Here is a 16095-nt window from a genome sequence, read left to right as displayed (position 1 = left end):
GGCTCGACGTCTATGGTGCGTTTGTAAGTTCAGGCATGCCCGGGATGTGCAGCATCCATGCGAATTCAGCACGGGACGCGCTGATCAAGCTCTCCACCCTGCCGCTGCTCGCCGGCCGGAACATCGATAGCGCGTTTGTCGTGCCCACGGTCGCGAGCTGTATCGACCTCGTGGTGCACCTCGAGATGACGGCGTCCGGATCCCGGCACGTTGGGGAGGTCCTCGCGCCCACGGGAGTCGTTACAGGGCAGGTCATCGAGGCCGCCACGTTGTTCAGGCGCGGACGAGCACAACTCGAATCCACAGGCTCGCCACCGCCCCGCGCGGCGAAGTTCGAAGCGCACGGGCTCGACGCCGCCCGCGTTCTCAGGCGGTCACTGTGACGATTCTGCTTGCGCTGGTCATGGGAGCCGGCGTCTCCATCATCCTGAGCGTGTGGTTCTGGCCGCCGAGCGACGAGCGCGCTGCCCGCCGCATCTCGCGCATCACCGACTTTCGGGCGGACCTGAGACGCGCCGGGTTCGAGCGCGTTCCCGTCGCCGTCTTCTCGGGTGCAGCGGTGGTGTTGGGCCTCACCCTCAGCGCCGTAGGGCTGGCGCTTACCGGCGTCATCGCCGTCGCTCTCATCGCGCTCCTCGCCGGATGCGCCAGCCCCTTTCTCATCGTGCGCGTGCGGTCCACGCAACGACGCAACCGAAACCGCCTCGTCTGGCCGGACGTCATCGACCACTTGGTCGCATCCGTTCGCTCGGGAGTTGCCCTCCCCGAAGGGGTCGCGGGCCTCGCTGAGGCGGGACCAGCCGTGCTGCGTGAAGACTTCGCCGCGTACACGAGGCAATACCGCCTCACCGGCAGCTTCCGAGTTGCTCTTGACGACCTCAAGGAGCGACTCGCGGACCCGACCGCCGACCGGATCCTCGAGACGCTTCGAATGTCGAGGGATGTGGGCGGTGCCGAGTTGCCGACGGTGCTCAAGAGCCTCGGCAGCTACCTGCGCGAAGAGCAGGCAGTCAGGCACGAAGTGGAAGCGAAACAATCCTGGGTCCTCAATGCCGCGAAACTCGGCTCGGCCGCTCCCTGGATCGTCCTGCTCATGCTGGCCACGCGGCCAGAAGCGGCGATCGCGTTCAACAGTCTCGAGGGTGCGATCGTGATCCTCATCGGCCTTGGCGTCACGGTCGTGGCCTACCTCGTCATGCTCCGGATCGCGAAGCTCAAGGACGACCGCAGGTGGTTCGCATGAACGAAACACTCGGCTGGGCCGTGCTCTGCGGGCTGGGCCTTGGCATCGGACTCTGGACGATGCTCGCCGCCGTTCCCCGACTCTCACGCCCGAGTCTCGCTGAGCGCCTCGCGCCCCACCTCCTCGACGTCTCCGCTGCGGCCCGTGCTGACGTCAGGAAAACGGCCTCCGATCCGCTCCCGATCCTCGGCACGCTCGTTTCCCCGCTCGCATCTCGCGGCAGAAGTCTCCTGGGCGAGGTCCTCGGCGGCAACGACCGCATCACCGCCCAGCTTCGCCAGAGCGGCTCACCGATCAGCATCGAGCGCTTCCGAGCCGAACAATTCACCTGGGGCCTCATCGCTGCGGGCATCGGACTGGCGGCCGCGCTGCTGCTCGGCGTCACCCGCGGGATGCCGATCGTCGCGCAGATCCTGCTGCCCCTCCTCCTCGGAGCGGTCGGCGTGTTCGCGCGTGATCAAGCGCTCGGGCGGGCGGCTCACCGCCGACATCGGCGCATCGCCAGTGAGTTTCCGACAGTGATCGAATTCCTCTCCCTCAGCCTCTCAGCAGGCGAAGGCGTCTTCGACAGCCTCAGACGTGTCGCCGCCGTGAGCACGGGTGAACTGGCCAAGGAGTTTGCCCGAGTTGTTCATCACGTGAACACGGGCGTTTCGCTTGCCGACGCACTTCACGAGATGTCGAGAGGCGTCAGATACCTGCCGCTCGACCGCTGTGTCGAACATATGATCTCGGCCCTCGAACGGGGCGCCCCACTCGTCGAAGTCCTGCGCGCTCAGGCGAGCGACGCGAGAGAACTCGGCAAACGCGACCTCCTCGAATCAGCAGGACGCAAAGAAGTGCAGATGCTCGTGCCGCTCATCTTCCTCATTCTGCCGACGACCATTCTCTTCGCCCTCTACCCGGCCGTCTTCGTGCTCCGCACGAGCTTCTGACGCCTCAACCGAAAGGACCGAACATGCAGATCCTGCGCGTACTCCGAACCCGAGCCCTCTCCGAACGCGGGGATGTTCCCGGGTGGGTATTGATCACGATCGTCATTGGTGCCTAAACCCTCTTAGGTCTTGGGCGTGACGGTGACGATGGCTGCGGGGCGTCCGGTCTTCACCGTAATGCGTTCCACGACGGCGCGCAGCAGCTCTCGGGCTTCGGCCGGAGGCAGGTCGTTCCATCGTTCGACGAGCTCGGGTAGCAGGGTGACTGGTGCGCGGATGGCTCGCACTTCGGCGCCTCGGAGTTCATGCTCGAGCGCGGCCCGTTCCTCGATGATCCGGTCTCGTGCGCGCGCGAATGCGTCTTGCGGGATGCCGTCGACGAGTCGTTCGACGAGGGTGTCCATACGTTGGTCGAGTCGTGCGAGGTCGGCGCGGATGCGCGCGGAGGGGTCGTGCACGGGGCGGACGGCTGGGCGAGTTTCGATCTTGGCCGCGGCTTCGGCGCGGATCCATTCGTCGTTCTGGGAGCGGAGCCAGTCGTGCACTTCCTGCTCGACGCGTTCGGCTTTGACGAAGCCGCCTGCGTGGGTGCGTTTCTCTTTGGAGTCCGCGCAGCGGTATCGGCGGCCGTGTTCGCCCATCCTTGAGCCGTGCATGCGGGAGCCGCAGATGCAGTAGATGAGGCCGGAGAGTGGGTAGGCGGAGCGTTCGCCGCTGCGCCGCACGCGGCGCGAGTCCCGCGCCTCGAGGTAGCGCTTCCATTCGTCCTCGGTGATTAGGGGCTCGTGGACTCCCTTGCGGAGCTCGTTGTGGACGGTGAAGTATCCGGCGCCGAAGCCGGAGTCGAGGACGCGGCGCACGGTTCGTGAGCTCCAAATGCTGCTGCCGGCGCGTGAGGTCTTGACGACGCTGCCCGTGAGCCAATCCGCAAGCGAGTAGATGGATTCTCCACTGAGGTAGCGCCGGTATGTCTCGGCGAGGATCGGGCCTTCGAGGGGGTGCGGCGTGAACCCCGTTGCTTTGTCGTAGTCGTAGCCGAAGCGCTGCAGGCCGTGAGCTGGCATGCCTTGATCGACGCGTCGTGCGTGCGCCTCTTTCCATCCTTCGCCGATGCGTTCGGACTCGAAGGCGGCAAGCTCGGTCATGACACCGCGCGCGAAGCGTCCGGCGGCGGTGGGGTCGTTGGGTTCCGTGGCAGACTCGATGCGTCCGCCGGCGACGTCGCAGCGGTCGGCGGCGACGGCCCAGTCGAGGCGTGAGCGGGAAAGGCGTGACCAACGCCAGAGGACGATGACGTCTGCTGCGCGTCCTTCGACCATGGCCATGACGCGTTGCACGGCGGGTCGCTTCCATGTGCGTCCCGAGATTCCGGGGTCAGCTTCGACGGCGACGACCTTGTAGCCGTGCTTTTCGCAGTAGGCGCGAGCGGCGGTCTCTTGCAGCTCGAGGCTGATGGATTCTTCGCGGTGGGTGGATTGGCGAAGGTAGAGCACGGCGCGTGGTTGCGCGGTCGCCGGAGGGACCGCCTTGAGGTGGCGGGTGGTCATGGGGTGTCCTTCGTTAGGCCGCGAGGTGGGCGCGGAGGATCGCTGGGGTGATGCTGAGTTCCGCGCACCAGCGGCCTGGGTCGTCGTAGGTGCGTTGGAGGTCGCGGAGGTGGTCGTCGTCGACCAGCCACGTTGCGGCGAGGGAGTTCGCGCGGTGCTCTTGCCTGCCCTCCCCAGTGGTCCCGCACTCTTGGAAGCCATGACCGAGCACCGCGTGCGCGATCTCGTGCGCGAGCACGTTGCGCTCCATCAGCGAGCGCATCCGCAGCTTGAGAAGGATGACGCCCTGGTCGGGTAGCCACATGCCGTTACTAGCTCGGAGCGGGTGCCGCACGACTGGGATCTTGAGTTCGTGGGCGTGTTGGTGAGGGTCGTACACGCTGGCTCCTCTCGAGCTAGATGTCGGTGTGGTCGTCTTCGTTGAACTCCTGGCCCTTGTGGGCAGCGCCACGAAGCTTCGACTCTTCCGGGATTCGGAGTTCGGTGACCGTAGCGCCACCCTCCGACATTTCTTCATCGTCACGCTCGCCCAGTTCATCGACGACGCGGTCGTACGCGTGCTCGACGATGACGCGCGGGTCCATGTCCAGGAGCTCGGCAACCTCGCACAGGACGGTAATAGGCAGCTCTCGCTTGCCGTTGAGCCACCGGTTGAATCCGGCCGAGGATCGCCCCACGGCCTCGGCAACGTCCTGCGCGGTGCGACCGCGGCTGACGATCGCGCCTTTGAGTTCAAGGCCGATGTAACGGGCGAAGAGTTCGGCGCGCTCGCGTCGGGTCTGCATGTCCATGTGGTCACCATAGCACTCATTTTGAGCAAACAGATGGGCCATATTGGCAAGTGTTCACGCTTGCGCTTGATCGTGTGAGCAATTAGATTGACCACATGGACAAGCACATCATCGAGTGGACAGCGACGGCGGTGTCGGACGCGATCAAGGAATCGGGGCGCACGAAGCTCTCCGTCTCAGACGAGACCGGCATCCCCTACCCAACGCTGAACCGCAAGCTCGCCGCGAAGAGCGAGTTCTCGTTCAGCGAGCTGCTGAAGGTCGCGGAGGCGCTGAGCGTCTCGCCTGCGGCATTCACACCACCGCAGTTCCAGGTAACCGCGTCCCACGCGGCCTGACCTCCACAAAACAAGAGGCCTCGCAGCTGTAACTGCGAGGCCAGGACAGAAGAAGGACACCGTTCATGTCTCAATCCATCAGCCCTCAGCCTATCGCGCAGACCGACGCTAGACCCGTCAACAAGTTCGGCACTCCCGGTCCGGCGGCGCGTGCTCGGTTCATCGAGCTCGGCGTCGCAGCGCTTGAGCGTCTCGCGATCCGTGACGCGGAAGCGGCCGAGCAGTCGCAGGAGCGTGCGGCGTGAGCCCGTCGAGGCGACTCGTTGTTCTCGAGTCCATGATGCTCTGCGCGGCCTCGGCTGTGCTTGAGGGCGACATCGCTGCTGCTCGGTGGCATGCCGGCAACGCGGCTGCTTGCCGCGATGGCGGGCAAACTCGTCCGGAGATCGAGGCTGGCCTTGTGGCTTTGGTCGACTACCGGCGCGGAGTCTCGGGGGTTGCAGCGTGAGCGCGCTCGAGGTGTTCGAGTTCGGCGAGTATCGCGTGCGCACGGTGATCGTCGATGGCGTGGTGCTGTTCATGGCTCGCGATGTTGCGGCGGCGCTCGGGTTCGTTGACACGGTGAACTCGGTGAAGCAGCACTGCAAGGGGGTGGCGGTTTACCACCCCCTTCAGACGGGCGGCGGCGTGCAGGGTGTGCGTGTGCTGTCGGAGGCGGATGTGCTTCGTCTGATCGTGTCGAGTCGGCTGCCGAGCGCGCAGGTGTTTGAGCGGTGGGTGTTCGAGGAGGTTCTGCCGAGCATCCGCCGGACGGGGTCGTATTCGGTTCCGTCGTTCGACGTGGCCTCGCTCGACGGTATCGCGGCGCTGGCCGCGGCGGCGTCTGCGGCTGTCGAGGAGGCCCGCGCCGCTCGCGCCGAGGTTGCTGTGCTTGCTCCCAGGGCGGCGCAGGCGGATACGTTCCGTCAGTCGGAGGGTCTGCGCACGATCGGGGATCTCGCGAATGACTTGAAGGTGCATGTCGCGGCGAACATGCCGGGCCGGAAGGTGCGGCATCAGGATGTGTTCGACCAGGCCGCTCGCTTGGGTCTGATTATTCGCAACGATTCGGTGCGCAACAACCAGCCGACGGCTCGAGCGATCGAGGCGGGTTGGGTGAAGCCGCACGCGCACACGTTCGACACGACGACGCGCGGTCCGCAGACGCGAGTCTCGACGCGCCTCACCCCGCGCGGCTACGGGCGTCTCTGGGACGGCTGCTTGCAGTGGCTCGGCGAGCACGACGCTCTGGCGGTCGCAGCATGACCTCCGGAAGCGTCGGCGGCGTCATCGTCCGCGGCGGACGCGGTGATTATCGTCCGGCGTCTGCTGGTTGGAAGACGTGCACGCGGTGCGGTTTCGAGTGGCGTGGGTCGTTGAAGGCGAAGAGCTCTGAGTGCTCGTCGTGCCGTCGCTTTCGGGCTGCGGAAGCTCTCGAGGGTGTCCCTTGCGAGTTCCCGGACATGTCCGTGCAGACGGCGTATCGGAAGGGATGCGGCTGCGGTCGATGCTCTTCGTGGAAGCGCGACTACGAGGACCAGCGCGCGTTGGAGATGCGCGCGGCTCGTGTGGGGGTGGCGGCGTGATGTATATCGATTCGCCGTTGCACGGCTTCGTGCTTTTCGTGGCTTTCCTGGCAGGGGTGCTCCTGACATGCGCGCTTGTCGCGATCTTGCGTCAGCGCCGGGTTGAGCGTCGGTCTCCGTCGATCTATTGGCAGAAGTTGCCGTTGGGTGTGCCGGTGGAGATCGCCCCGTCGCGGTGGATGGTTCGTGTGGCGCGGAATGAGGCGGTCATCGGTCGTACTCCGGAGCATGCGCTCGAGCTGGCCGCGTTGCCGAAGTGGGGCGGCTCGTGAGGCGCCCGCGGGTCTATAAGTGCCGTTTCTGCACGGCTGTTGACCATCCCAAGCCCTGGCACTACCGGCCGTCGAACGACTGGCCTATTCCGTTCGAGACGTTCGCGGAGGCGATCGCCGCCGCGGTTCTCGACACTCATCTCGTCTCGGAGGCGACAGCATGAACTCTCTTCTGCCTACCAAGGCACCCCGGCTCGTGGTGATCGAGTCACCGTTCGCTGGCGATGTGGCGGCGAACATCGACTATGCGCGTGCAGCAGTGCGCGATTCGCTGATGCGTGGTGAGGCGCCGATCGCGTCGCATCTGTTGCACACACAGCGCGGCATCCTGCGCGACGACGTGCCCGAGGAGCGGTCCCTGGGGATCGCCGCAGGGCATGCGTGGATCCCGGCGTCGTCGCTGGTGGCGGTGTACCTCGACCGGGGCACGTCTGCGGGGATGCGCGCCGGCATCCAGGCTGCGCTCGATGCGGGCGTGGAGCTCGAATACCGCTACCTCGAGGCTCCGAAGCTGCGGGTGGCGTCGTGAAGCCCTACTACGAGAGCGGCCCGGTGACGCTCTATCACGGGGCGTCTGAGGTCGTCATGAAGTCTTTCGCGGACTCCTCGGTCGACGCGATTGTCACCGATCCGCCGTATGAGCTCGGGTTCATGGGTAAGGGGTGGGACTCGTCCGGCATCGCGTACAGCGTGGAGCTGTGGAGCGAGGCGCTGCGGGTACTCAAGCCGGGCGGGCACCTGCTGGCGTTCGGCGGCTCGCGCACGTTCCACCGCATGGCTGTCGCGATCGAGGATTCCGGCTTCGAGCTGCGCGACTCCATCGCGTGGCTGTACGGGTCGGGCTTCCCGAAGTCGATGGACGTGTCGTCCGCGATCGACAAGCTCGACGCGACGCGCGAACGCCGCGGCCGCGCGCTCCGCTTCACGGCGTTCATCCGCCAGCATCTGACGGCAGCGCAGGTCAACGAGATCACTGGCACCCTCATGGGCTCGCACTACGTGACGGACAAGGAGCAGCCGCACGTTGCGACGGCTGAGTACTTCGACATGCTGCGCCCGCACCTCCCCGAGGTGCCTCCGGAGATCGAGCAGCTGGTCGCGGATCGCACGGTGGAGTCGCAGAACTGGCGATCGCGTGAGGTCACGGGGCAGCACGAGAAGCCAGCGGCCGCGCAGGTGTGGCGGGCTGGGCTGCTCGGCGGCAACGTCGCTGGTCCTCGCGAGCGTCGCGACGTCGCGTTCACGGAGGAGGCGAAGGTGTGGCAGGGCTGGGGCACGGCACTCAAGCCCGCCTTCGAGCCGATCGTGGTCGCTCGCAAGCCCCTGGCCGGCACGGTCGCGGCGAACGTCATCGCATTCGGGACGGGAGCTCTCAACATCGACGCCTGCAGAGTTGGCGACGAGGTTCGTTCCGTTGAGAAGTCAACCGGCGAGGTGATGTCCTCCAACGGCTCTATGTCAGGCGGGAACTACCGCCGGGAGATCATCGGGACCGTTGAAGGACGCTGGCCTACGAACGTTGTGCTCGATGACACGCAGGCCGCGGTGCTGGATGCGCAGAGCGGGCGCTCGGTGTCTCGCTCGGGCGGCACGAGCACCAAGGCGTTCGGCCTGCTGAATGACGATGCCTGGGTTGCTCGAGAGGTTCCTCGTGGCGGACACGACGATGAGGGTGGCGCGTCTCGGTTCTTCCCGACGTTCAAGTACGAGGCGAAGGCCCCAACATCGGAGCGTCCGGTTGTCGATGGGGTCGCGCACGCCACGGTGAAGCCGCTCGCGCTCATGCGCTGGCTTATCCGCCTGGTGACTCCGAGGGGGGGCATTGTGCTTGATCCGTTTGCGGGTTCGGGGACAACGCTCGAGGCGGCGGTGCTCGAGGGGTTCGAGACGGTCGGTATCGAGCTCACTGAGGAGCACTTGCCGCTGATCCGTCACCGTTTTGCGAAGCCGCTGGCGCAGTCGCTGGACCTCGGGGACATCGCGTGAGCGCGTATCCGAAGCCCCCGAAGCGCGCGACGGGTGATGTGCCGGCGAAGACGGTGAAGGTCCTCCGCCTGCGCTCGCGGGGCAAGTGCGAGGCGTGCCACATGGCGGAGGCCACGGAGAAGCATCACCGCAAGTACAAGGGCCGCGGTGGCACGCACGACATTCAGAACCTGCTGCACCTCTGCGGTGGAGCGGGCGGCATGTTCGGCGGCAATCACTCGGGCTGCCACGGGCTGGCGCATTCGAAGGACGGCCAGGACCAGGGGCTGTCGGTCGCGTCGTGGGATGACCCGGCGGCCGTGACATTCAAAGACAACTACGGCGTGGAGTGGGAACTCCTCGCGGATGGAACGAAAGAGGAGGTGCATCGTGGCTGAGCTCTACACAGAGGGACAACTGCGCATGTTCCGGGATGACCTCGAGAGCGTGGACGCTGAGCTCGAGCGGCTGACGGCGTCCGGTGCGGGGCCGCTGGATCACGGCGTGCTGAACTTGCCGATCGGGAAGCGCTCGGGCGCTGCTCTGACGGACGCGAAGATCTCGCGCTATTCGGAGCTCACGCGCCGCAGGGAGTCGCTGCTCCACAAGCTGCGGCGTCCTGCTCGCGAGGCTGCCTACGCGGCTGCCAAGGCTGAGCGCGAGGTGCTGGCCGCCATGGACCTCAAGGCTCGGTTCGGGTCGTGCGATGAGGTGCGCTGGCTGGCGACGGGTGAGTGGTATCCGGTGGTGCGGTGGTCGGCGAAGTCGGTGACGGTGCGGATGGAGCACGCCGACGAGCGCCTCACCGCGTCGGAGATCGCCGGCGCTCGTGTGGCTGCTTCGGGCGAGGTGACCCCGTGACCGCGCAGGAGGTGCGTGTGCTCACGGTTCGTCAGCCCTGGGCGTGGGCGATCGTGCATGGCGGGAAGGATGTCGAGAACCGGTCGCGAAACCTCGCCGGCGACTACCGCGGACCCGTCGCAATCCACGCCGGCCTCGCGGTCTTCGAGGAGGAAGGCGGCGCGTACGCCGAGGTGTCGCGCGCGATCGAGTCCGAGCTCCAGGGCTACCGTGTCGACGACGCCTACCTGTGGGAAGTGGCGGACGATGTCGACCCGGACGACCCGCGGTTCATCTACGGGGCGATCCTCGGCGTCGTGGACCTCGTCGACGTCCACGTGGGGCCTGAGTACGGCGGCGGTTGCCACAAGCTCAGCAGCCCACTGCCCGTCAGGCCCGACTACGGCGCCTGCTCTCCGTGGGGCGAGGCGAGCAGCTACCACCTCGTGCTCGCGAACCCGCGCCCCCTCACCGAACCGATCCCATTCAAGGGCGGGCTCGGCCTCCGCAGGCTTGACGTCGAGTTCGCTGCTCGGGTGCTCGAAGGGGTGCGCGCATGAGCGCCGGACTCGCGACGACCTACGTCGCGTGGTGGCCGGAGTCGGGCGTCCTGAAGGTGGGCCGGGCGGTCCCGTCGGGCACGAGGCTCGCGGAGCTCGTGGAGCACGGCGCTCGCATCCTCTTCGCCTTCCGCCGCACGCCGGCGGTCTGGGAGCGTGCGGCGCTCTCAGAGCTCCGTCGTGTCTTCGAGCCCGCGTTCGTCGACAACCTCGACGCGTGGGAGCACATGCCTCGCGGTCATGGCTGGTCGGAGTGCGTTCGCGTGTCCGCTCGTCAGATTGGCCGCGCTATCGACTTGATTTTGAAGGGAACGCAGCCATATGCAGATGCGGAGGCAAAGGACGGTGAAGCCGTCGTTCTTCCGCGATCCGCGCGTGACGGCGGTTCCGATGGGGATGCGGTTCTTCGCGATGGCGCTGATGGCGTGGGCGGACGATCACGGCCGCGGCGAGGTGTTGCCTCGTCGGATGGTTCGGGAGATGTTGCCGGACGATCCGGTGTCGGCGGAGCGTCTCGAGGAGGTGATGTTGCACCTCGACGAGTCCGAGTTCCTGCTGCTGTACGCGGACGAGGACGGCCGGTCGCTGTTCCAGATCGCCCCGGACTTGCTGGGCACGGTGGATCGCCGGAACCCGTCGTCTTACCCGGAGGCTCCATTCGCGAGCGGCTTCGCGAATCGTGTCGCGAATCGTGGCTTAGGAGAGCGAGAGAGGGGGCGGGTCGAGTTCGAGGGAGACGAGCGCGAGAGCGTGAGGCTCCCACCTTCGCCGTTCTGTTCTCGCCATCCCTCGGGGACGGAACGGGATTGCAGACATTGCGGCACGGCTCGTTCTCGCAACCACCAGTGGACTCTCCTGCAGCGCGCGGGTCAGGACAACTCTCACCTCGAGGGGGGCTCCGATGACTTCGACGACGACTTCTCAGACGTCGACCCCTTCTAGCCGCTCGGTGAGGTTCCCGGAGAGTGTCTGGGGACGTCTGGCGTCCGTGGCGCACGATCGGGGCTTGTCGATCGCCGAGGTGATCGAGGCGGGCGTGAAGACGGTGCTGGGCGCCGGTACGCCGCCTCCGCAGATTGTGCTCGTCGACCCGGCTCAGATCGTCCATGTCCGCCACATGATCCGGAACAAGTTCACCGATGCAGAGATCGCGAAGTGGACGGGCGTGCCGCCTGTCGCTGTCGCGGTGATTCGAGAAGAGGAGGCCAGCTAGTGGCCGGAGACACCATCATCACCGTCGTCGGGAATCTGACGGCGGATCCAGAGCTCAGGTACACGTCGAACGGTCTGGCGGTGGCGAACTTCACGATCGCGTCGACGCCGAAGGTCTTCGATCGCCGGTCGAACGAGTGGAAGGACGGCCCCGCGTTGTTCCTCCGGGCCTCGGTCTGGCGGGAGTTCGCTGAGCACGTCGCCTCGTCGCTGTCGAAGGGCTCGAGGGTCATCGCTCAGGGGCGCCTCAAGCAGCGCTCATTCGAGACGAAAGAGGGCGAGAAGCGCACGTCGATCGAGCTGGAAATCGAGGAGATCGGCCCGTCGCTCCGGTACGCCACGGCGCAGCTCACACGCACGTCGAGCGGCTCGCAGTCGTCGGGCAACTCGGGCGGGCAATCGAGGGGCTTCGGCGCTCCGAGCTCGCCGCCGGCGGGCAACCAACAGCCACAGACGTGGGCCGACGGCTCAGGAGGGAATGACTTCGATGAACCGCCGTTCTAGCCTCCTCGACACTCCACTCTTCGACCTCGACGACCTCCTCGACGCCGTCACGTCTGCCCCCGCGCTCGCGATGGCCGGGCGTCGGGTGCCGGACGGGTTCTCACTGGACTACTTCACACCGAACGAACTGCTCGCGGCGTGGGAGGCGTGGGTGAAGGAACACGGGAACCTCAACTCCTGTGCGGTGTCGCGCATGTGGAATGTCGACCACCTCGACTCGTTGGGAGCGACGGACAACGGCCACGCGCTCGCGGCGTTCACGGCGGAACTGCGTTGGTGCTCGCATGGCTGGCACGCCGGCTGTCTGTGCGTCGGTGGGCTCGTTCAGCGAGCGATCTGCGAGCCGTGTTCGTGGCAGGCGATCGGTAGCGGCGACGAGGTGATCGCGCAGTGGCATGACCACGCATGGCCCGGGTGGCGCGAGCTGCCCCTTCTGCCGGACGAGATGCGACCGCATGGCGGTGGGGTCGGCCCGGGAGCGATGGACAAGCGCAAGGCCAAGCAGGCGCGCGAGTGGCTGGCCGCCGCGTACCCGCAGGAGTTCCAGGTCGGAGGTGCACCGATGCTCACGCACCGGGAGTCGCCGGGTACTCGCGCTGTCCCGGGCTACTCGCCCTGGGGTGGCTTCGACATCAGCACGACAACACTCGCGGCGTAGCCGCTCTACGAAGGGATTGACGACATGGTGAAGCTCGCATCGACGCTGCCGAAGGGCGACGCGAATGGCCTGGATTCGATCATCGGGACGCTGGTGGCTGGCTTGCATGCCGGCACGGTGGTCCCGGTTATCGGTCTGTTGGTGACGACGGAGGTGACGGAGAACGAGAACTTCGAGCGGGAGCCGAAGGTGCGTCTCACGAAGCTCGAGCCGGTCACGGAGGACTACGAGGAGATCGTCCGGGATGTGCTCAGCGCGCTTGTGGCCGAGCGTACGGGCGCCGCGGATGGTCAGACGACGTTGGACATGCCGACGGACGAACCGACGCGGCACGTGGTGCTGGCGTTGGAGGAGGGTGGCGGTTACGAGTTCGAGGTGAAGGACTTGCCGGAGGGTCGGTTCTCGCTCACGCTGTTCACTCGTTCGGGCGTGGAGGCGGGTTCGCGCGGGAACCTGTTGCGCTCGGAGTTGGGTGAGGTGCCGGTGGGGCGCTTCCAGTATCACCAGCTGCCGCGATCGTTGTGGGATCTCGCGGACGTGCTGCTCGACGAGTGGGAGAAGAACTCTCCGGCTGATGACGTGGTCGACGCGGAGATCGTGGACGAAGAGGACGGTCCGGGCGAGGTGGCTGCGGACATCGGGAGCGACCTCGATCTGCTGCTCGCGGCGGCCGAGCTCGTCATCAACGCGCAGTTTGGGTCGACGTCGATGCTGCAGCGCAAGCTCCGGCTGGGCTTCGCGAAGGCGTCGCATCTGATGGAGATGCTGGAATCGCGGGAGATCGTGGGGCCTCAGGATGGTTCGAAGTCTCGTGCCGTGTTGGTGTCGGCGGAGGACTTGCCTGGGACGCTCGCGTTGATCCGTGCGGGTGCTGAGGGTCGCGCTGCTGCTGAGGAGGCGGGCGAATGACCGGGCCGGTGGAGAGCGCCTCGGCTGCCCCGGAGGGCTCGGTGGTGGTGACGTTCTCAGAGGAGGAGGCGCTCGCGCTCGCGGCGGCTCTGGATGGGAACAAGTCGCCCGGGAACCTCGGATCCGCGATCGGGAAGGTGTCGACGGCGGCTATGAGCATCGTTTACGGCTCGTCGTCGCGTGTGAAGCGTGCGGAGGCCGGGCGGTGAGCGGCGAGGAGTTCGTGCCCGTTGGCGTCGGGGACCTCTTCTTGGGGTGGACCGTGGTCATTGGCACGCATCCGGGTCGCGTGCGGATGACGGTCGCTCGCCGTGAGGGCGAGATGGTGCTCGTCAATCCGGGGCACGGTGGCGCCATCCCGGTGTCACTGCTCGAGCGGGAAGACCTCTACCGGGTGCTCGCGGCGCTTCCCAATGCTCTGGGCTACTACACGACCGAGGACCCGGACCATGAGCTGATCGAGCGCACTTCGACGGGGTGGCGGTCGACGGACGTGGACGGTACCCCGTTGTCTCCGGCCGAGGTCCGGGAGATGGGCGAGCTTGTGCATTACGTCCGGGAGTCTCAGCTGGCGCTCGCGGAGAAGCAAGCCCGCCATTTCCGGGACGCTGCGGTAACCAACGCCACTGAACTCTCGACCGTGCTGGCGGAGTTGGCTGAGGCTCGCGCTGAGGTCGCTCCGTCGCACGCTGCGGGCCGCGCCGAGGCGCTGGGCGAGGTGTGGTCGTTCCTCCGGGAGCGCGGGCCGTGGTGGCGACCTGTTCGGCGTGCGCTGGCTCTGCGCTTCGGGCGTTCGCTGACGGGCGGTGACTCGTGAGCGGGCTCGGTGCCGTGGTCGGCGCGGCGTTCGAGCGTGCGGAGGCGTTCGAGTCCGCTGTGGAGTCGGTGCAGGCGCTCGCGGTGGGTCGTCCTCGGCGGATTCAGCGGAAGCGGTCGAAGGGGTGGCGGATGCCGGAGGGGGCTGTGTATGTGGGCCGTCCGTCGCGGTACGCGAACCCGTTTCGTCTGCGTAAGTCGAGGGTGGTGCACGGGTTTGGCGGGTCGACGCAGCTGTACCGAGTGGTGCCGCCGAAGGGTTACACGGACCTGACGCGGGCTCTGAGCTTCGACCTGTATCCGGAGCAGGCGCACTCCGTGGTGACGGCCCTGTTCCGCACGTATCTGGACAAGACGCCCGAGTTGGACCTCGAGCCGTTGCGGGGCCGTGATTTGGCGTGCTGGTGCCCACCGGGACTGGCCTGTCATGCCGGGGTGTTGTTGTCGCGAGCGAATCGGCCGGAGTCGTGATGCGGCCGCCCGCGTGGGCTCCTGAGCCGCAGGAGCACGCCGGGAAGCCGGGCGCGTGCGGCCGGTCCTGCTGCTGGCGGGGGCCGCATGGGGCGTGTGAGCCGGTCAGGCCGGACGAGTGCCGGTGTCACGGGGAACTAGTCAGCAAGACGAGAAGGAAGCCTGCCGCCGTCGTGGTGGGGGCACAGCAACTAGAGGAGCAGAGCGCATGAAGATCACGAAGCAGATTACAGAGCCGATCACACCGCAGGACATGCAGTGCCTGCAACGGATCCGGTTGTCGACAGGCGGCGAGTTCGTCGTGACGTCGATCCAGCACAGCGTGGGGGTCGGGTTCCCGGGTGACACGGTGACGTCGGTGATGCTCCGCCGTCCCGAGGCCGACACTCGGAAACAGGCCGTCGATGCCGTGCACCTGGCCAAGGCCGGTGTGACATTCGAGCTCGTACGGGAGCTCACGTTCGGTCTTCCGGCTGAGGCGGGCTGGTACCTCACTGGCGAGGGCGCGGAGGCGGAGCTCTGGGAGCTCGAGAACAGCTCGAACTTCCCGCATCCTGCTCGCCGCTTCACTTCGCGCTCGCGGTCGTTCAAGGCCGTGGAGGTCGCGGAGGTGGCTCCGGACCTCGCTGGCGTGGAGTTCGTGCGCCTGACGCCGGAGGAGGACCTCGCCGCGCTGCGTCGTGAGGAGGCGAAGCGGATCATGGATCGCCTGGAGAAGCGCATCCTGGGGAGCTTGCCGGCGTCTTACTTCGGGGATGCGCGGCGGCGGGTGGAGCTCGCAGTGGATACCGAGCGCCGGGTGGTGGACCCTCCGGTGGGGCTGGCCTTCGTCGTCCCGGGGTCGACCACTCGCACGGGCGTGTTCGGAATCGACTTCGCGACGAACGTCGCGGGCGTCTATCCGCGCGGCTTCGACCTCGGGTCGGTGCTCTGATGGGGGCGCGGGTGAGCCCGGAGCGGCTTGAGGAGATGCAGGCGCGTGCGGAGAGGTGGAAGAACCCGACGTTCGGGGAGTTCACGCAGCTCGTGGATGAGGTGGCTGAGTTGCGCGCGGTGCTGGCGCCTATTCGGGCGTTGGGCGCTCCGACTGGTGAGAGCGTGCGTATGGCGGCGATGTTGTTCGCGTCGGGGGTGAGCGAGAAGCAGGCGACTGTGTACGCGAAGGCGTCGTCGGCGGGTGTGCTGGGGGTCGGTGAGCAGCTGCTGCTTCGCGAGGCTGGTGTGCGGGTGGAGCCGTTGCCGGCGAGCAAAGACGAGCTCCTGGTCATCGCGGATGCGCTTGTCGGGATGACGCAGGCGAGCGAGCGGAAGCCGTTCACGCCGGAGGCGAACCCGTCGGAGTGGGCGGTGCTCATGCGGGGTGCGAAGCCGGTCGCGGCGCTCGTGCTGCAGCAGCTCGAAGCGGTGCGTCGTGGCTAGGTGCGAGCAGGAGTTGTGCCCGTTCTGGGCTGGCGATGGTGGGTGCCCGT

Annotated in this window: 24 protein-coding genes and 1 pseudogene; 22 read left to right on the top strand and 3 right to left on the bottom strand. The window is 66.8% G+C overall.

Translation table 11 applies throughout. The features are described from left to right. The first annotated feature begins 44 nt into the window (after positions 1-44). The 3 genes from FHX72_RS05570 to FHX72_RS05560 are packed head-to-tail and all read left to right on the top strand — an operon-like array spanning position 45 to position 2178. Positions 45-383 carry a hypothetical protein gene (locus FHX72_RS05570; RefSeq protein ID WP_183623539.1) on the top strand — a complete coding sequence of 113 codons (339 nt, stop codon included), beginning with the start codon at positions 45-47 and terminating at the stop codon, positions 381-383. After that, the gene (locus FHX72_RS05565) at positions 380-1243 is read left to right on the top strand and encodes a type II secretion system F family protein (protein ID WP_183623537.1); all 864 of its coding nucleotides are present in this window, start codon (positions 380-382) and stop codon (positions 1241-1243) included. The genes FHX72_RS05570 and FHX72_RS05565 overlap by 4 nt, the downstream gene beginning before the upstream one ends. Next, a complete protein-coding gene (locus FHX72_RS05560; RefSeq protein WP_068493200.1) occupies positions 1240-2178 on the top strand; it encodes a type II secretion system F family protein in 939 nt (312 codons plus the stop codon). The genes FHX72_RS05565 and FHX72_RS05560 overlap by 4 nt, the downstream gene beginning before the upstream one ends. Before the next feature lie 122 nt (positions 2179-2300). Here FHX72_RS05560 and FHX72_RS05555 read toward each other — a convergent pair whose 3' ends face one another. The 3 genes from FHX72_RS05555 to FHX72_RS05545 are packed head-to-tail and all read right to left on the bottom strand — an operon-like array spanning position 2301 to position 4516. Next, a complete protein-coding gene (locus FHX72_RS05555; RefSeq protein WP_183623529.1) occupies positions 2301-3725 on the bottom strand; it encodes a recombinase family protein in 1425 nt (474 codons plus the stop codon). A gap of 13 nt (positions 3726-3738) precedes the next feature. Then, on the bottom strand, positions 3739-4104 hold the full coding sequence (locus FHX72_RS05550; RefSeq protein ID WP_183623527.1) for an ImmA/IrrE family metallo-endopeptidase: 366 nt from the start codon (positions 4102-4104) through the stop codon (positions 3739-3741). Between the two features lie 16 nt (positions 4105-4120). Beyond that, the gene (locus FHX72_RS05545) at positions 4121-4516 is read right to left on the bottom strand and encodes a helix-turn-helix domain-containing protein (RefSeq protein WP_183623518.1); all 396 of its coding nucleotides are present in this window, start codon (positions 4514-4516) and stop codon (positions 4121-4123) included. A gap of 95 nt (positions 4517-4611) precedes the next feature. Between FHX72_RS05545 and FHX72_RS05540 the strand changes: the two genes are divergently transcribed. The 19 genes and pseudogenes from FHX72_RS05540 to FHX72_RS05450 all read left to right on the top strand — a co-directional run bounded on the left by FHX72_RS05540 (position 4612) and on the right by FHX72_RS05450 (position 16045). Further along, positions 4612-4854, top strand: a complete 243-nt coding sequence (locus FHX72_RS05540) for a helix-turn-helix domain-containing protein (protein ID WP_183623516.1) — start codon at positions 4612-4614, stop codon at positions 4852-4854. 65 nt (positions 4855-4919) lie between these two features. Next, a complete protein-coding gene (locus FHX72_RS05535; RefSeq protein ID WP_183623514.1) occupies positions 4920-5099 on the top strand; it encodes a hypothetical protein in 180 nt (59 codons plus the stop codon). Positions 5100-5298: 199 nt separating this feature from the next. Further along, positions 5299-6099 carry a BRO family protein gene (locus FHX72_RS05530; protein WP_183623512.1) on the top strand — a complete coding sequence of 267 codons (801 nt, stop codon included), beginning with the start codon at positions 5299-5301 and terminating at the stop codon, positions 6097-6099. A gap of 316 nt (positions 6100-6415) precedes the next feature. Further along, positions 6416-6691 carry a hypothetical protein gene (locus FHX72_RS05525; RefSeq protein WP_183623504.1) on the top strand — a complete coding sequence of 92 codons (276 nt, stop codon included), beginning with the start codon at positions 6416-6418 and terminating at the stop codon, positions 6689-6691. Positions 6692-6851: 160 nt separating this feature from the next. Continuing rightward, positions 6852-7220 (top strand): DUF7768 domain-containing protein, encoded by a 369-nt coding sequence (locus FHX72_RS05520; protein WP_183623501.1) that lies wholly within the window; start codon positions 6852-6854, stop codon positions 7218-7220. Then, a complete protein-coding gene (locus tag FHX72_RS05515; protein WP_221186716.1) occupies positions 7217-8677 on the top strand; it encodes a DNA methyltransferase in 1461 nt (486 codons plus the stop codon). The genes FHX72_RS05520 and FHX72_RS05515 overlap by 4 nt, the downstream gene beginning before the upstream one ends. Before the next feature lie 101 nt (positions 8678-8778). Further along, complete coding sequence (locus FHX72_RS05510; RefSeq protein ID WP_183623500.1) at positions 8779-9054, top strand: hypothetical protein; 276 nt, start codon at positions 8779-8781, stop codon at positions 9052-9054. Next, entirely contained in the window at positions 9047-9517 is a 471-nt protein-coding gene (locus tag FHX72_RS05505; protein WP_183623498.1) for a hypothetical protein, read from the top strand. The genes FHX72_RS05510 and FHX72_RS05505 overlap by 8 nt, the downstream gene beginning before the upstream one ends. Continuing rightward, the gene (locus tag FHX72_RS05500; protein ID WP_221186715.1) at positions 9514-10056 is read left to right on the top strand and encodes an ASCH domain-containing protein; all 543 of its coding nucleotides are present in this window, start codon (positions 9514-9516) and stop codon (positions 10054-10056) included. The genes FHX72_RS05505 and FHX72_RS05500 overlap by 4 nt, the downstream gene beginning before the upstream one ends. A 345-nt stretch (positions 10057-10401) precedes the next feature. Beyond that, complete coding sequence (locus FHX72_RS05495) at positions 10402-10998, top strand: hypothetical protein (protein ID WP_183623496.1); 597 nt, start codon at positions 10402-10404, stop codon at positions 10996-10998. A 64-nt stretch (positions 10999-11062) separates the two neighbouring features. Next, a complete protein-coding gene (locus FHX72_RS05490) occupies positions 11063-11269 on the top strand; it encodes a hypothetical protein (RefSeq protein ID WP_183623494.1) in 207 nt (68 codons plus the stop codon). Continuing rightward, positions 11269-11772, top strand: a complete 504-nt coding sequence (locus tag FHX72_RS05485; RefSeq protein WP_183623492.1) for a single-stranded DNA-binding protein — start codon at positions 11269-11271, stop codon at positions 11770-11772. The genes FHX72_RS05490 and FHX72_RS05485 overlap by 1 nt, the downstream gene beginning before the upstream one ends. Beyond that, positions 11756-12430 carry a DUF6349 family protein gene (locus FHX72_RS05480; protein ID WP_183623490.1) on the top strand — a complete coding sequence of 225 codons (675 nt, stop codon included), beginning with the start codon at positions 11756-11758 and terminating at the stop codon, positions 12428-12430. The genes FHX72_RS05485 and FHX72_RS05480 overlap by 17 nt, the downstream gene beginning before the upstream one ends. Positions 12431-13051: 621 nt before the next feature. Further along, positions 13052-13339 (top strand): annotated as a pseudogene (locus FHX72_RS18805) (DNA translocase FtsK); the annotation flags it as partial. After that, entirely contained in the window at positions 13336-13548 is a 213-nt protein-coding gene (locus tag FHX72_RS05470) for a hypothetical protein (RefSeq protein ID WP_183623486.1), read from the top strand. The pseudogene FHX72_RS18805 and the gene FHX72_RS05470, both read left to right, overlap by 4 nt. Next, positions 13545-14156: a hypothetical protein gene (locus tag FHX72_RS05465; protein ID WP_183623485.1), complete on the top strand. Its 612-nt coding sequence runs from the start codon at positions 13545-13547 to the stop codon at positions 14154-14156. The genes FHX72_RS05470 and FHX72_RS05465 overlap by 4 nt, the downstream gene beginning before the upstream one ends. Continuing rightward, positions 14153-14626, top strand: a complete 474-nt coding sequence (locus FHX72_RS05460) for a DUF4326 domain-containing protein (protein WP_221186714.1) — start codon at positions 14153-14155, stop codon at positions 14624-14626. Before FHX72_RS05465 ends, FHX72_RS05460 begins: the two co-directional genes overlap by 4 nt. 208 nt (positions 14627-14834) lie before the next feature. Continuing rightward, the gene (locus FHX72_RS05455) at positions 14835-15560 is read left to right on the top strand and encodes a hypothetical protein (protein ID WP_183623483.1); all 726 of its coding nucleotides are present in this window, start codon (positions 14835-14837) and stop codon (positions 15558-15560) included. 11 nt (positions 15561-15571) lie between these two features. Further along, the gene (locus FHX72_RS05450) at positions 15572-16045 is read left to right on the top strand and encodes a hypothetical protein (RefSeq protein ID WP_183623481.1); all 474 of its coding nucleotides are present in this window, start codon (positions 15572-15574) and stop codon (positions 16043-16045) included. Positions 16046-16095 lie beyond the last annotated feature (50 nt).

Source organism: Pseudoclavibacter helvolus (assembly GCF_014191305.1).
GTDB lineage: Bacteria > Actinomycetota > Actinomycetes > Actinomycetales > Microbacteriaceae > Pseudoclavibacter > Pseudoclavibacter helvolus.
Note: the sequence above shows the minus strand (reverse complement) of the source record. Positions and strands in the feature narration are given on the sequence as shown.

What these genes read in the sequence shown, in the direction of transcription:
- FHX72_RS05570 (WP_183623539.1), top strand. Translation starts at nt 45, where the DNA reads ATGTGCAGCATCCATGCGAATTCAGCACGGGACGCGCTGATCAAGCTC.
- FHX72_RS05560 (WP_068493200.1), top strand. Translation starts at nt 1,240, where the DNA reads ATGAACGAAACACTCGGCTGGGCCGTGCTCTGCGGGCTGGGCCTTGGC.
- FHX72_RS05555 (WP_183623529.1), bottom strand. Translation starts at nt 3,725, where the DNA reads ATGACCACCCGCCACCTCAAGGCGGTCCCTCCGGCGACCGCGCAACCA.
- FHX72_RS05545 (WP_183623518.1), bottom strand. Translation starts at nt 4,516, where the DNA reads ATGGACATGCAGACCCGACGCGAGCGCGCCGAACTCTTCGCCCGTTAC.
- FHX72_RS05540 (WP_183623516.1), top strand. Translation starts at nt 4,612, where the DNA reads ATGGACAAGCACATCATCGAGTGGACAGCGACGGCGGTGTCGGACGCG.
- FHX72_RS05535 (WP_183623514.1), top strand. Translation starts at nt 4,920, where the DNA reads ATGTCTCAATCCATCAGCCCTCAGCCTATCGCGCAGACCGACGCTAGA.
- FHX72_RS05520 (WP_183623501.1), top strand. Translation starts at nt 6,852, where the DNA reads ATGAACTCTCTTCTGCCTACCAAGGCACCCCGGCTCGTGGTGATCGAG.
- FHX72_RS05510 (WP_183623500.1), top strand. Translation starts at nt 8,779, where the DNA reads ATGGCGGAGGCCACGGAGAAGCATCACCGCAAGTACAAGGGCCGCGGT.
- FHX72_RS05480 (WP_183623490.1), top strand. Translation starts at nt 11,756, where the DNA reads ATGAACCGCCGTTCTAGCCTCCTCGACACTCCACTCTTCGACCTCGAC.
- FHX72_RS05470 (WP_183623486.1), top strand. Translation starts at nt 13,336, where the DNA reads ATGACCGGGCCGGTGGAGAGCGCCTCGGCTGCCCCGGAGGGCTCGGTG.
- FHX72_RS05455 (WP_183623483.1), top strand. Translation starts at nt 14,835, where the DNA reads ATGAAGATCACGAAGCAGATTACAGAGCCGATCACACCGCAGGACATG.